This window comes from Gardnerella sp. DNF01180P (assembly GCF_049244205.1).
Lineage (GTDB): Bacteria > Actinomycetota > Actinomycetes > Actinomycetales > Bifidobacteriaceae > Bifidobacterium > Bifidobacterium swidsinskii.
Genome location: NZ_CP058386.1, coordinates 99,591 through 114,361, shown reverse-complemented (window position 1 = coordinate 114,361; position 14,771 = coordinate 99,591). Strand labels below are relative to the sequence as shown.

Annotated in this window: 13 protein-coding genes; 8 read left to right on the top strand and 5 right to left on the bottom strand. The window is 36.7% G+C overall.

Features of this window, described 5'->3' with window-relative positions:
* Positions 1 to 46: 46 nt before the first annotated feature.
* From gyrB to dnaA, 5 genes are all read right to left on the bottom strand, one after another.
* Entirely contained in the window at positions 47 to 2,122 is a 2,076-nt protein-coding gene (gene gyrB, locus HXT40_RS00490) for a DNA topoisomerase (ATP-hydrolyzing) subunit B (RefSeq protein WP_421777249.1), read from the bottom strand.
* Positions 2,123 to 2,302: 180 nt separating this feature from the next.
* Positions 2,303 to 2,770: a DUF721 domain-containing protein gene (locus HXT40_RS00485; RefSeq protein WP_004109579.1), complete on the bottom strand. Its 468-nt coding sequence runs from the start codon at positions 2,768 to 2,770 to the stop codon at positions 2,303 to 2,305.
* Complete coding sequence (gene recF, locus HXT40_RS00480) at positions 2,770 to 4,071, bottom strand: DNA replication/repair protein RecF (protein ID WP_012913698.1); 1,302 nt, start codon at positions 4,069 to 4,071, stop codon at positions 2,770 to 2,772. The genes HXT40_RS00485 and recF overlap by 1 nt, the downstream gene beginning before the upstream one ends.
* 98 nt (positions 4,072 to 4,169) lie before the next feature.
* Positions 4,170 to 5,294: a DNA polymerase III subunit beta gene (gene dnaN, locus HXT40_RS00475; RefSeq protein ID WP_012913699.1), complete on the bottom strand. Its 1,125-nt coding sequence runs from the start codon at positions 5,292 to 5,294 to the stop codon at positions 4,170 to 4,172.
* A 429-nt stretch (positions 5,295 to 5,723) separates the two neighbouring features.
* Positions 5,724 to 7,343 carry a chromosomal replication initiator protein DnaA gene (gene dnaA / locus HXT40_RS00470; protein WP_421777248.1) on the bottom strand — a complete coding sequence of 540 codons (1,620 nt, stop codon included), beginning with the start codon at positions 7,341 to 7,343 and terminating at the stop codon, positions 5,724 to 5,726.
* Between the two features lie 388 nt (positions 7,344 to 7,731).
* Between dnaA and rpmH the strand changes: the two genes are divergently transcribed.
* The 8 genes from rpmH (at position 7,732) to HXT40_RS00430 (ending at position 14,650) form a co-directional block, all read left to right on the top strand.
* Complete coding sequence (gene rpmH, locus HXT40_RS00465; protein ID WP_004106067.1) at positions 7,732 to 7,866, top strand: 50S ribosomal protein L34; 135 nt, start codon at positions 7,732 to 7,734, stop codon at positions 7,864 to 7,866.
* A 21-nt stretch (positions 7,867 to 7,887) separates the two neighbouring features.
* Positions 7,888 to 8,385 (top strand): ribonuclease P protein component, encoded by a 498-nt coding sequence (gene rnpA, locus HXT40_RS00460; RefSeq protein ID WP_033888537.1) that lies wholly within the window; start codon positions 7,888 to 7,890, stop codon positions 8,383 to 8,385.
* Between the two features lie 38 nt (positions 8,386 to 8,423).
* Entirely contained in the window at positions 8,424 to 8,744 is a 321-nt protein-coding gene (yidD, locus tag HXT40_RS00455; RefSeq protein WP_076003119.1) for a membrane protein insertion efficiency factor YidD, read from the top strand.
* The gene (gene yidC / locus HXT40_RS00450) at positions 8,744 to 9,757 is read left to right on the top strand and encodes a membrane protein insertase YidC (RefSeq protein WP_064621826.1); all 1,014 of its coding nucleotides are present in this window, start codon (positions 8,744 to 8,746) and stop codon (positions 9,755 to 9,757) included. Before yidD ends, yidC begins: the two co-directional genes overlap by 1 nt.
* 136 nt (positions 9,758 to 9,893) lie before the next feature.
* Positions 9,894 to 10,448 (top strand): protein jag, encoded by a 555-nt coding sequence (locus tag HXT40_RS00445; RefSeq protein ID WP_004109601.1) that lies wholly within the window; start codon positions 9,894 to 9,896, stop codon positions 10,446 to 10,448.
* Between the two features lie 135 nt (positions 10,449 to 10,583).
* A complete protein-coding gene (rsmG, locus tag HXT40_RS00440) occupies positions 10,584 to 11,294 on the top strand; it encodes a 16S rRNA (guanine(527)-N(7))-methyltransferase RsmG (protein WP_004109604.1) in 711 nt (236 codons plus the stop codon).
* A gap of 1,032 nt (positions 11,295 to 12,326) precedes the next feature.
* Positions 12,327 to 13,298, top strand: a complete 972-nt coding sequence (locus HXT40_RS00435) for a ParA family protein (protein WP_004110194.1) — start codon at positions 12,327 to 12,329, stop codon at positions 13,296 to 13,298.
* Complete coding sequence (locus HXT40_RS00430) at positions 13,298 to 14,650, top strand: ParB/RepB/Spo0J family partition protein (RefSeq protein ID WP_103013751.1); 1,353 nt, start codon at positions 13,298 to 13,300, stop codon at positions 14,648 to 14,650. Before HXT40_RS00435 ends, HXT40_RS00430 begins: the two co-directional genes overlap by 1 nt.
* Positions 14,651 to 14,771: the final 121 nt, after the last annotated feature.

Genomic DNA, 14,771 nt, shown 5'->3' with positions numbered 1-14,771 from the left:
AAAATTAAAGTTTTTTCTTTTTATCTTTTCGAATAAATTAATACTTTTAAGCGTCAATAAACCTTGCATCATGAGCATTTCTTTGAATAAAGAGTCTACGAGGCTCTACTTCATCGCCCATAAGCATGGAGAATGTTTCATCAGCTCGAGCAGCATCTTCAATATGAATTTGCTTCAAAATACGATGCTCAGGATCCATTGTTGTTTCCCACAACTCCTGATAACTCATTTCACCCAAGCCCTTGTATCGCTGAATACCTTCACCTTTAGGAAGTTGACGACCAGCAGCTTTACCTTCTGCCAAAACTCTGTCTCGCTCAGCATCCGTATAAACAAAATCATGTGCTCCCTTGCTCCACTTCAAACGGTACAAAGGTGGCATAGCAACATAAACGTATCCTGCAGTAATCATAGGACGCATATAGCGGAAAAATAATGTCAAATTCAAAGTAGCAATATGAGCACCGTCGACATCAGCATCAGCCATAATAATGACTTTGTGATATCGAACCTTGCTTAAATCGAAGTCTTCTCCATAACCACCACCAACAGCAGTAATTAAGGATTCAATAGTTTCAGACTTCATCATTCTGTCGATTGAAGCGCGTTCAGTATTCAAAATCTTACCACGCAAAGGCAAAATTGCTTGCGTAATAGGATCGCGACCTTGAATTGCTGAGCCACCTGCAGAATCACCCTCGACTATGAATAATTCACATTCTTCAGGATTACTTGACTGGCAATCCTTCAACTTATCTGGCATTCCAGCAGTTTCAAAAATAGACTTGCGACGAGTATTTTCGCGAGCTTTTTTAGCAGCAAGTCGAGCACGAGAAGCTTCTATAGCTTTTTGAATAATATTTTTTGCTTCATTTGGATGAGCATCAAACCAATCTCCAAGCTTTTCAGTCATGACTCTTTGCACAAAAGTCTTAGCTTCAGAATTGCCAAGCTTTGTTTTAGTCTGACCTTCAAACTGTGGAGTTGTAAGCTTTACTGAAACAACTGCTGTTAAGCCTTCGCGAACGTCATCACCAGAAAGATTAGTATCTTTCTCTTTCAAAATATTCTTTTCGCGAGCATAACGATTAACTAAAGTAGTAAGCGCTGCACGGAATCCTTCTTCGTGAGTACCGCCTTCAGTAGTCGAAATAGTATTAGCAAAAGTGTGAACTGCTTCAGAATAAGCAACAGTCCATTGCATAGCAATTTCCGCAGAAATACCAATTTCAAGATCTTCAGCCTCAAAGTCAATAACATCTGGCTCTACTGGAACAGCTTTTCGAGATTTAACTAAGTAATCAACATAGTCTTTAATACCATGCTCATACTGGTAGCTTACGCTTCTATGCTTTTCTTCACTAGAAGATTCGGAATCACCTGCAACTTCATCTCCAGCTTCATCTGGCTTACGTAAATCAGTTAAAGAAATCTTCAAACCCTTATTTAAGAAAGCCATCTGCTGGAAGCGAGAACGCAAGGTTTCAAAATCATAAATTGTTGTTTCAAAAATTGTTCCGTCTGGCCAGAAAGTCACAGAAGTTCCAGTAGATTCTCCTTCTGTCATTGGCTCACCTTTTGCCAAAGGAGCAGTTGGATGCTGATCAACATAAGTTTGAGTCCAGTGGAATCCTTGACGACGAACTTCAATTTCTACACGAGTAGAAAGTGCATTAACAACAGAAATACCTACACCGTGTAAACCACCAGAAACAGCATAACCGCCGCCACCAAACTTACCGCCAGCGTGAAGCTTAGTCATAACTGTTTCAACACCAGAAACACCTTCGCCTGGCACTTCATCTACTGGAATACCTCGACCATCATCGACAACACGAATAGCATTATCAGGCAAAATTGTTACTTCAATATGCGAAGCATATCCTGCCAAAGCTTCATCAACAGAATTATCAACAATCTCATAAACCAAATGATGCAATCCACGAGGACCAGTAGAACCAATATACATGCCTGGTCTAATACGAACTGCCTCTAATCCTTCTAGAACGCGAAGGTCACTCGCATCATAATGTTCAGGAGCAAGTGAATCATCGAGTTGAGCATCATCAAGTTTATGCTCTTCGACGGCATTATCCATCGAATTATCTTCCGTGTTTGCCACTTTAGGTCCCTTCACAAATTGCCTCATATTAAAAGGCATTTATAGAGCCAACATATGCCAGAAAGCACATAAAAGGGGATTCTAGCGTTTTAGCCACAATACATGATATTCTACACACATAGTATGACCTCTCTTCAGAAAGAGGCATTTTTACTATTTTTAAAAAATATAATAATATTATTAAAATTTATTTCTTAAAAATCCTAATCCACTCGTTGTTGGACCAATAACTTTAATTTCTTTTATTTCAATATTTTCAAGGTTATTATTAATTTTTTCTTTTAATTGTGGAATTAAATAAGAAAGTTGAGTTGCCCAAACTGTTGATTGAGCACGAACAATAAGCACGCCATTTACAACTTGACTTATTTCACAATGTTTTGCAATACTTTCCCCTACTACTTTATGCCAAGAAGAACGTAATTTTGCTATAGAAAGTTGACTATTCCAATTACTTTCAGAAGCAAAATTTTTTAAAATACCACAGAATGATTTAGGATCTCTACCAGGTTTTCCAAAATTTTCCCAAGCTTGTTCTGCATTTTTTTCACGATTATTTTCGCGTTCAGCTTTTCTATTAATAGGATCAAAAATAATTGCAGGTAATTTTCGAGTATCAATTTTTAAAAGAATATTAACAGGAATCATTATTTTTCCTCCTGCTTATTTTTTCTTTGTTCTATTACATCAAGCAAAATATTATTATGCTCTTCACTGAAATTATTAATTTCATTATTTTTTTCTAATAGTTTTCCAATATTTATAAGATTTGTTTTTTTAATATATTCTTTATTAGGAATGTCGCTAAGAGAAGAAGTAGTAATAAAAACTTGACCTTGATTAAGTGCAAAATTTAATATTCTTATACGCCTGTTTTCATCAAGTTGTGCAAATACATCATCAAGAATAACAATAGGTTTATCATTATTTTTTTCTTCTAATGCCTTGCATAATGCCATTTTTGAAGCTATTGCAATTGTCCAAGATTCACCATTCGAAGCAAAATCTTTAGCAGAAATATTATTAATAGCAAAGTCAATATCATCACGATGAGGGCCAATAAGATTGCATCCTCTAGCTAGCTCTCCATCATAAATACGTTGAAAATGCTCACTTATTTTAGAAAAAAGCTCGTTTTTATCTTCAATATTTTCATCACTCTTTTTTTCAAATAATACTTCTTCAAAAGAAGGAACATATATTATTTCCGTATTTTCTTCATTAGTAAAAGATTTAATTATATTTTTGAAATATTTATTAATAATTTGCACAGTTTCTTGGCGTGCTTTTGTTAAGTTAATACCACTTTCAATAAATTTACCAGTCCAAATTTCTAATCCGGATAATGAAACTGTCTGATTTTTGTATGAAAAATCTCTAATATTTTTTAGTAATGCAGCACGCTGTTTAGAAATATGTTTAAATTCTTGCAATAATTGCACATAATTTGGTATTAACAAAGATCCAGCTTGATCGATAAAAGTACGTCTAACATTAGGATCACCAATTATAAGAAATTGGTCTCTTGGAGTAAAAGAAACTATTGGCAATAATCCAACAATGTCTTTAACATATAATGCTTTACCAGAATTTATATGTGCTCTATTAGAACCTTTTACATAAAGATCTATTTCATAAGTTGTTTGATTTAAATTACTTTCTAAAGATGCAATATTACTTAAGCCAGTATTTGTTTCATCTTTTTTATAATTTATATCATTATTAATGGTATTTATTCTTATTATTGATTTTTCATAGCCTTTTTTAATAAGAGGCAATGTTGAAGATGTTCTGTGACTTATTCCAGTACCAGTAACTTCTAATGCTTCTACAATATTGGTTTTTCCTAAACCATTATTGCCATATATAACATTTATTCCAGGGTTGAAATCACAAATTATATGGTTCCAAGAACGAAATGTATCAAGGGCAATTCGCGAAATATACATTGCTTAATTACCCTTTCTTAATAGTTTTAAAAGAAAAATGCGATATTACATTGTACATCAAAAAATAATCTAAAATACAATGCAATATCGCAACAATATTAATTATTAAAACGCATAGGAACAAGCAAATAGCGATAATCTGTTGATTCATCACCATCTGATTCCTGCTGACCATTAAATTCAACAGGTTTTACAGCTGTTGCCATTTTCATATGCACAAATGGCTCTGGAATAGCTCCTAACCCTTCAAGTAAGTAGTTCGGATTAAAGGCAACAGTTATGTCTTCTCCATCCATATCGATATCAAGTACTTCTTTTGCTTGTGATTCGTCAGCAGTACCAGCACTCAAAGTTAACTCCTGATTTGAAAAAATCATTCGAATAGGAGCATTTCTTTCGGCGACTAAAGATACTCGCTTAATTGCATTTATCAATAATTGTTTATTAATAATTGCGTGAATAGGATATTCATCTACGAATAGTCGATCTACAGAAGGGAATTCTCCATCAATTATTTGTGAAGTACTTGTACGACCGGAATTTTCAAAACCTAAAAGTGACTTATCTTCCTCATTAAAATGGATAATAACATTTTGATGATCGTCGAGAGAATGAGCAATATCTCTTAGTAATGACCCACGAGTAAGAGTGGTCGAATGAATGTCATTATGTTCTGGTGTCCACTTAAAAGTAGATCTAGATAGACGGAATCTATCAGTAGAAGTCATAGTAACGGTGTCATCTTCAAATTGGATCCTAATTCCAGTTAGAACCGGTCTATTTTCTTCTCTAGATGTAGAAACAGATGCTTGATTTACAGCTTGAATAAATGTTGGTGCATCAACCTGACCTAATTTATGAGGCAGTTCAGGCAAGTCAGGATACTCTCCAAGAGGCATAAGTTGTAGAGTAAATGTTGATTTTCCGGAAGTAATAGTCAAAGTATTATTTTCAGATTTTAGATAAGTTTTTTCTGCAGGAAGAGACTTAGTAATATCTGCCATCAATTTGCCTAGAATAAGTATGCTTCCCTCTTCGTCAACACCAGCTTCAATGTGATGGCAGCTAGAAATTTGATAGTTGAATGCAGAAAGCTGCAATGTGCCATTTGCTGCTTCAATTTTTAAGCCTGCAAGAATAGGGTTTGCAGGGCGTGAGTCAATTACGCGTGTAGTCCAAGCTACAGCATCAGCAAATGATGCAGAGTTGACTTCTACTTTCATGCTTCCTCTTTTCTGTAAAGTCTGCATTTATTCTACAGTATGAGGGTGTCTACAAAAAATATTTTTCAATGTTTGCATTGCTTTTGCAATTGTTATTTTTCTTATTAACTAAGTAGTAAATAAAAGTAGTAATAAAGACTGTGTATATGTGGAAAAGTGCTCAAAAACCGCTTTTAAAAAGACTTATTAACAATTAAAAGATGTGGATAACACAAGAACAACAATGTGTATAAGTGGGGAACTTATCCACAACTTTTTCTATTTTTTAGAGTTTCCACATTTTTAAATGCCTTATAAACAACTTAATAACATTTTTACGCGGCGTTTTCCACGAGTTATGCTCAGCTTTTACCCACATTTGTTATTAAGTATGTGGATAACTTTTTATAAACTTTTAAACATTTATTCATGAATATGTGGAAAATAAGTTTAATTTCTACACTCAACAGGATTTTGTTTTAAACGAACAGTTAATTCCATAACGTAGTTATAAATTTCTTGCTTTTCTTGCATCTCGCCACTTACTCGAGTATAAGCATGCATAACTGTAGTATGATCCCTACCGCCAAAAACTTCGCCAATATCAACCAAACTCATGCTTGTCATTTCTCTTGCAAGATACATTGCAATTTGACGAGCGAGTGCAACATTCTTTGTGCGCTGACGACCAACAAGTTCATCAAAAGTCATGTGGAAATACTGAGCTACTTGACTAATGATGTCAGTTGGCCTTACTTCAATATCTGTAGCAAAGAAATCTTGTAATGCTTGTTCAGCTAAAGCTTTACTAACAGGCTGATTACTTAAAGATGCTACAGCAGTAACGCGTGTCAATGCACCTTCAAGTTCACGAATATTTTCTGTAAAACGTTCAGCAATTAAATCAAGTACGTCACTTGGAACATTACAGTGATTCATTGATGCCATCATTCTCAGAATTGCAATACGCGTCTCCAAATCTGGCGGTTTAATATCAACCGTAAGACCTGATTCAAATCTGGAAATTAAGCGTGCTTCAAATCCCTTAAGATTTTTTGGCGCAACATCTGAAGCTATAACTATTCGCTTATTTGCTTGATATAAAGAATTAAAAGTATGGAAGAATTGTTCAAGTGTTGCTTCTTTTCCACCAAGGAACTGAATATCGTCAATAAGAAGAACATCTACTTCACGATATCGCCTATTAAAATCAGCGATTTGACCTTGACTTTGATTTGGTGTTTGAAGAGCTTCAATAAATTCATTAGTGAATTCCTCACTTGTTACATAACGCACTTTAAGTGAAGAATCTTTTACTAAAGCATAATTGCCAATTGCATTAAGCAAGTGAGTTTTGCCAAGACCGGAGCCACCATAAATACATAAAGGATTAAAATCTCTGCCGGAACCCTCTGCGACTGCCAAAGCTACAGTTCTTGCAAAACGATTTGAATCGCCAGGCACAAAAGTATCAAAAGTTGCGCACGTATTTAAATGTGTAATTGCATCGCGTTGAACAGAGACAGGCATTTTTTGCTGTGCAGCCTGTTCAGTAGAAATATCAGTTTGTTGAAGAGTAGATATTCCAGTTGCATGATCAAAATCTGGTTGTACAGGAGATGAATTATTTGCTGTAACCGATGACAAATTATTAGATGATGAAACTGAAATATTATCAACAGGCAAAACTGTATTATCAGTTACTATTTTATTTTTATTTAAATTCGCATTGTTCTGTGCTTGATGAGATAAAGAATTTGAAGAATTTTGTGCAGCTTTTTCCTGATATTCAGATTGAGGGACGATCCTAAAAGCAGGAAACATATCTTTACCAGTGCAAATTTTTAATGCTGTAAGTAGAGGAGAATTTAATTCATTTTGCAAAGCTTGTTGCGTTTCAGCATTGGATACGCACAAAACAATGGTCGTTCCAAAGATTGCTTCTGGTTTAACACCTTCAAACCAACCTTTATCGCGCGCAGTTAAAAGGGCGTTATGCTGTAAAACAGTAAGCGTATTAGACCATACCAAAGCAGCTTGCGATGTAGAATCGCCTAATGTATCAGCCATTTCACCCCCAAACTTGCATTTAGCACATGTAATAATGCTGATTCTGTTTACGCGCGCACGTGTGTAATAAGTATCAGTAAGATATGTTTACTCTGACCCTACGAAGTTATCCACAGTCTAGCGTGTTGAAATTGTTTAATTGTGAATAACATGTGTGTAATTTGTGGATAAGTTTAAAGCTGAGATTTGGCTATTTTTCAACGATTTTGCGTGTACAATAAATTGTAATAGAAATGTGAATAAATCATTTTTATTTATATCTGACAATGTTGATTCTTTAATAAGAAAATGTGGAGTTTTGAGCATTGGTGAGGGGTAATAGTATTTTGGTATAGCTTGACTCATACGGGGCCATGCTTTTGCGTGGCTGAATACAGGAGCATTAGTTATGAAGAGGACATTTCAGCCGAATAATCGTCGTCGTCACATGAAGCACGGCTTCCGCGTTCGCATGCGTACGCGTGCAGGTCGCGCAGTAATTAATCGTCGTCGTGCCAAGGGCCGCAAGTCACTGTCTGCCTGAGTTAAGGTAGCGTCGTAAGGCATGGAAAGGCTGAAAAGCCACCGTGATTTTGTTGCGGTGCTAAAAAAACGGCGCAAGGTGAGTTCTCGGGATATCGTCGCGCATTACATTATGCGTGACGATATAGCCGTGCAGAGCACACTTAACGAAGATAGAAGTGCAAGTTTAGATTATATTGCCACGGGTTTTGAAAGTGATACTCCCGCGGCATTTTCTGATACCTTCTTACATGATCAAAAATTTGAACATGTAAAGAGGCTAGGTCTTGCTGTATCTAAATCAGTGGGGAAAGCTGTAGTTCGCAATAAGGTAAAAAGACGTCTGCGAGTAATCGCAAAAAATTATGAATCTTTATTACCTGCAGGTTGTGATGTGGTGCTAAGAGCAAAACCTTCTGCAGCTCAATCTTCATTTGATTCGTTACAATGCCAGATACAAAAGCTTTTTGGCAAAATTAGTGCAGATTTATGTTCTACACAAAATTGCAAAATGCATGAGAATAATCAGAATCAAGGATAATTGAAATATATTATTTTGAGTAAATGGTGGTTATTGTTATGCGTAGTAAAAAAAGTTTAAGTTCTAAGTTTGTAATTAGTGCAATTAGATGGTATCAGCGCACGATTTCTGCAAATAGACCAGCTTGCTGTAGATACTATCCTACGTGTTCGCGTTATGCTATTGAAGCAATTGCTAGGTATGGCACGTTTAAAGGTGGTATTCTTGCATTATTACGCCTTCTACGCTGTAGACCTTGGACAAGCTGCAGTATTGATGATGTACCCCGCAAATATTCGATTTTTTACAGATGTGCTTGGTCTAAAGCACATGAAGAGCCACGGCTAACTCCCTTGGCTGAAGAAGACAAGGAAAACTAATGTTTAATCAAGATAACTTCATACTTGATAATGGATTCTTGGGATGGTTTTATAAAATCTTGACGCCAGTTGAGTGGCTCATGACTCAAATTATGTCATTATTCCATAAGTTATTAACTCTTCTGGGAATGAATGAAGTTGGCTTCTCTTGGGTTTTTTCCATCGTATTCTTGGTATTAGTTGTGCATGCGTGCATTTTCCCTGCATTTATTAAAAGCATTAAAGGCATGCGCAAAATGCAAGCTATTGCGCCTAAGATTAAGAAAATACAGCAAAAATATAAAGGCAAAAATGATCCTGCAAGTAAAGAAGCTATGCAGCGTGAAATGATGAAGCTTTATCAAGATAACAAAGCCAATCCTGCTGGTTCGTGCCTACCTATGATGATTCAGGGTCCTGCGTTTATGAGTATTTGGTATACGCTTTCCGTTATTCCTTTTATTGCTCGTGGTAAGCATGCAGCTCTTGGTGCCTTTGATATTGCAACAGCACAGCAATTCATTAAAACTCGCGTATTTGGGGTTGGTGTTGCAGATACTTTTATGACAACTGCTGGCGCAGGTAAAATTGTCATAGTTATATTTGTTGTACTTATGTGTGCTGCAATGTGGTACATGCAATTCAATAATATTCGTAAGAATCTTCCGCCTGAGTCTAAGCAGGGTAGCCAATATACTGTACAAAAGCTCATGATGTGGGGATTCCCGTTGATTTACGTTTTCTCTGCGTTTGCTATGCCATTTGCAATGTTGGTTTACTGGTTAGTAAACAATGTTATAAATATGTTGCGTTCAATTTGGCAGGTTTACGCATTCCCAACTCCTGGATCTCCTGCAGCTGAAGAAAAAGAAAAGCGTGACTATCAAAAAGAAACTGCTCGTCGTGAGCGCGAAGGGTTGCCTTCTATTGAAGAAGAGAATCTTCAAAAAGCTCGTGAAGAAGCTGAGCGTAGAGAGATTGAGGGATTCCAGCGCAAACAGCCACAACGTAAACGTAAGGTGGCAAAGCGCTAGTATTTAGATACATTTTGCGGATATATAAAGTCATTTTTATGACTTGAAAATAAGTTAGTAACTTGGCTTTATTATCCGCTAAACTAGACTTCAGGAATTTGTAAAACGTGAATTTTCTCACGATAAGGAGTAATTAATGGTACAAGATGAGAAGAGGACGGTTGATCAACTCAATGAAGAAGCTGATATTGCCGCAGATTATTTAGAAGGCTTACTCGATATTGCTGATTATGAGGGTGATATTGAGATGGGTGTGCGCAATAATCGCCCAATGATTCAGATTGTTGCAGATGATGACACTGATATTAAGAATTTAATTGGTCGCAATGGTGAGGTTGTCGATGCCTTGCAGCAATTGAGTCGTCTTGCTGTTCAACAAAAAACTGGTGATCGTTCGCATCTTATAGTTGATGTAGATGGATTCTTAAAGCGTAAGCGCCAGCATTTGCGCGATATTGCGTTAGATGCTGTTGATGAGGTGCGTGAAACTGGTGAACCTGTGAATTTGAAGCCAATGAATTCTTTTGAGCGTAAAGTTGTGCATGATACTGTACGTGATGAAGGTTTGCGCTCCCGTTCACATGGGGAAGAACCACGCCGCTATGTAACTGTTTACATGCCTTCAGTTGCTTCTGAAGATGAGAATATTGATGAAATTGACGATGTAGAAGGCGAATATTCTGAAGAATAATTAATTTTTATTTAATTGTTTCTTTTCGAAGGAAAAGAGAAATAAAATGAAAAGTAACACAATGGAACAAAAAATGTTTTGTTGTGTTACTTTTTATTTATTTTTTATATTGCTTTTATTTGTTTTGGGGAAAATATGGAAGCTAATTTAGATAAAAAATACGAGGAAAATACACAAAAAATAGCGGACGAATTGGAAGGATCCCCGTTGCTGAACGAGGTTTTAGGTGAAGCATTAGAAAAGTGTAAGCTGTTTCACGTGAAACTTCAGCAAGAAGGATTAATAAGAGGTCTTATCGGTCCTAGAGATATGAATATTCTCTGGGAAAGGCATATATTAAATTCTGCAGCAGTTGTTCCTTTTATTAAAGAAGCAATAGTTGGTAGAAAAAATAAAAGAGTTGCAGATGTAGGTAGCGGCGGAGGTTTTCCTGGTCTAGTTTTAGCTGCGTGCTTACCTGATTATGACGTTACTTTGATTGAACCTATGGAGCGTCGTGTTGATTGGTTGCGTGAGTGCGTTGCTCTTATGAAATTAAAAAATGTTACTATATTTCACGGCAGATCAGATGAAGTTATTGACAAAGTTAAGTCACATGAAATTCCAGCGTTTGATGTAGTAACATGCAGGGCTGTAGCTCCTATGACGAAATTAGCTGGATGGACTATTCCTCTATTGAATAAGCACGGGAAATTAATAGCATTAAAGGGTAAATCTGCTCAAGCAGAAGTAGAAAAAGCTGTAAAAATGATTCGAAAAGCCGGTGGAATAGATACTCATGTTTTTGAGGCACCTGTTGCATCTGGCTTACAACCAACTACAGTTGTAATAGTAAATAAAGCCTAATTTTTTAATTAAAATTTGTGTTTGCGCAAGTTTTCGTTTAGTATGATGCAATTTTATTTGCGATGTTCTTGCGTATCGTCTATGAGTTTTGACTGGTGTTTTCTGAAAACGGTCTGATGAGCCTCGAAAGTTCTTGTTTGGCGTGGCGTGAGTTTTAGCGGGTGTTTGGCTGGCGGGTTTCTTTGTGTGGCTGTGTGAGATAGGAATTACTAGCGCGACGACCTGCTTTCGCGCTCAGAGCGTAGCGCGCGAAAGCAACTCGGAGCGTGAGCTTGTTCAGACGGAAAGTCCAGTGGACTTTCCGTGCAAGCTCAGCCGAATGGCGATTAGCCATGAGGACAGCGCTCCGCTCTTATACCTTATTTGGACTTAGCGGTTGTGTAGTTAAGTTTAGTTTTTTACTTACTTTTTCTGCAAAAATAGTATTCATCAACAAGATTATTACTATCGTTCCGCTTTTATATTGCTCGACCAAGCAATTCCTATCTCCCACTATTAGTAAAACCGCTAGTGTTTTTGGTGTGGTAGGAGTGCCTGGTGTGACGTGCGCAGCAGCACGGATGCTAGTGTTCTCTATGCGATAAATATTCAACGTCCGCAGAGCAATACTGTTAAAGTTTGCTAATCAATAAATAATCGCCGTTTGCAAAGCATTACTGCAAAGCTACATAATCGCCGTTTGCAAAGCATTACTGCAAAGCTTCATGTGCAACGTTTGCAAAGCATTGGCGCAAAGCTACAGAAACATACAAGCATCCAATCAATGCGAAAAATCTCACACATGAATATAAATTGTTCAATTAGGTTTTGGGGAGGGCGAGGCATTGATTGTTTCTATTTTGTAGTGTGCAGTAGCATTAATATTAGTGTTCTATGATTAGAAAAATATGTAGTTAGTTATGGAATAAGGTGTTGATGTTTCATGTGAAACATCAAAAAATTTGTGCTTTTTATGTCCATGGAAACGACGAAACTTAAAACACGATATTTTTGTTTTAAGAGTTTCGCATATTTAATTGGGGGTGATACGTCGTGGAATCAGCTGCTGAAACGATTCAACGAATTTTTGGAGATTCAAAATCCTCCCTAGGTATTGAATTGGCAGATTTGACATCTCGTTTTCATTCCATTGAACAAGCGAAATATCCTAAGCCTAAGCAAACGCGTTTTATTGCTGTTGCTAATCAAAAAGGTGGAGTAGGAAAAACAAGTTCTGCTGTAAATCTTGCTGCAGCTATGGCAGTAAGTGGATCAAAAGTACTTCTTATTGATATGGATCCACAAGGGAATGCGTCAACTGCATTAAATACTCCTCATGCTTCTGGTAATTTGTCGGTTTACGATGTTCTTGAAGGGCGAAAAAGTATCGCTGAAGTAAAACATGCTTGCCCAGATATTGAAGGACTTGATGTTGTGCCAGCATCCATTGATTTAAGTGGTGCTGAATTAGAGCTTGCAGATATGGATAATCGTAATAATCTGTTAAAGGATGCCTTGCAAGAATATCTTGATAATAGCAGCGAACATTACGATTATGTTTTTATTGATTGTCCTCCGTCGCTTGGCTTGTTAGTGATTAATGCCATGTGTGCAGCACGTGAAATGCTTATACCAATTCAAGCTGAGTATTATGCTCTTGAAGGTTTAGGACAGCTTATAAGAACTATTGGTTTAGTCCAGCAACATTACAATCCAATTTTAGTTGTTTCTACAATGCTTGTTACTATGTTTGACAAGCGAACTTTATTAGGCAGAGAAGTTTTCCAAGAAGTTAAAAAACATTATCCAAATATTGTGCTTGAGACTACGATTCCTCGTACTGTGAAAATACCTGAAGCGCCAAGTTTTAACCAAAGTGTTATTACTTATGATCCTCATGGATCAGGAGCGATTTCTTATCGCGAAGCTGCGTTAGAAATAGCGAAAAGGTCTAAGACAGTATTATCTGTTATTGCAGCAAAGCAAGATGCTAATCGACAAGAACAACAACAGGAGAATCAATAATGAGTGGAAATAAGTCTCGCCTGGGTAAAGGTTTAGGTGCTTTGTTCCCAGCTTTGCCTGGCGAGGATGCGCTTGCCGATGCATCTAATAATTTGCAATTTAATGTTTCACATGAAACAAAAAAATCCGAATCTGTGGATAGTCAATTAGAAGAACAAGCAAAAGTTTCACGTGAAACGTTACATAAAGATAATAATCAATCAAAAAATGTTTCACATGAAACAAAGGTCCCTAGTATGAGCAATTCAATTGCTCCTCACGCGGATAAGAATAATAACAAAATAAAGAATGTTTCACGTGAAACCGTGCCGTCAATTCATACTAACAAGCATTCTCATAAACGTTCAACTATGCCATCTCTTGGAGATGTCACTAGACCTATGGATTTCTTTTTTGGAGATTCAGCATCAACGACATTTATGTCGTCTAAGGCAAAAAATAATGAAGAAACCGTTATTGGTGAAAAAAATAACGCTGCTGAAAAATCGAATAAAACCGCAAAAAATGAGCCTTTGAAGCCAGTAAAAGGTGGATATTTAGCTTATCTTAAGCCGTTAGATATTGTTCCTAATGCGCATCAACCTCGAACAATTTTTGATGAAGATGAGCTGCGAGAACTTGCGTCATCTATTAAAGAAGTCGGCGTTTTACAGCCTATAGTTGTGCGACCTATTGTTGATGCAGATAAAAATGATGAACAAATTGCACATTATGAACTTATTATGGGCGAGAGAAGATGGCGTGCTTCTCAGCTAGCTGAACTTGATACAGTTCCAGCGATTGTGCGCACAACTGCTGATGAAAATATGTTAAGAGATGCATTGCTTGAAAATCTTCATCGCGTTGCTCTTAATCCTCTTGAAGAAGCGGCAGCATATTCTCAGATGATAGATGATTTTGGTTTAACACAGATTCAGCTTTCTCAGTCTGTATCAAAATCACGTCCACAAATTGCTAATACTTTAAGACTTCTCAATCTTCCTGCTAGCGTGCAAAAACATGTCGCCTCAGGTGTGCTTTCTGCAGGTCACGCACGAGCACTACTTGGCTTGGAAAATCCAGAAGATATGGAAAGTCTAGCCAATCGCATTATTGCAGAAGGATTGTCAGTTCGTAGTACTGAAGAGATTGTTTCGTTGAAGAATGAAGATACATCTCATGGAGCAGTACGTACGCGTGTGCGTCGCAATAATCAGTGGTCTTCTTCGCCTGTGCGCAAGCAGCTTGAGGAGCATTTTGCTACCAAAGTTTCTATTAAGGGCACAGAAAATCATGGAAGAATCGAGATTGTCTTTTCTTCTCCTGAAGAAATGCAACGAATTATTGGTTTACTTGTTTCTAAAAAAGAATAGTAGTTTTAATAAAATACGTGTGACATTTGTCTACAATATAATAGCTTAGACTGTAATGTCACACGTAAATTTAATTGTATTTATGCTTTTACTTTTAGTAAGCCTTTGTGTAATGAGTAAG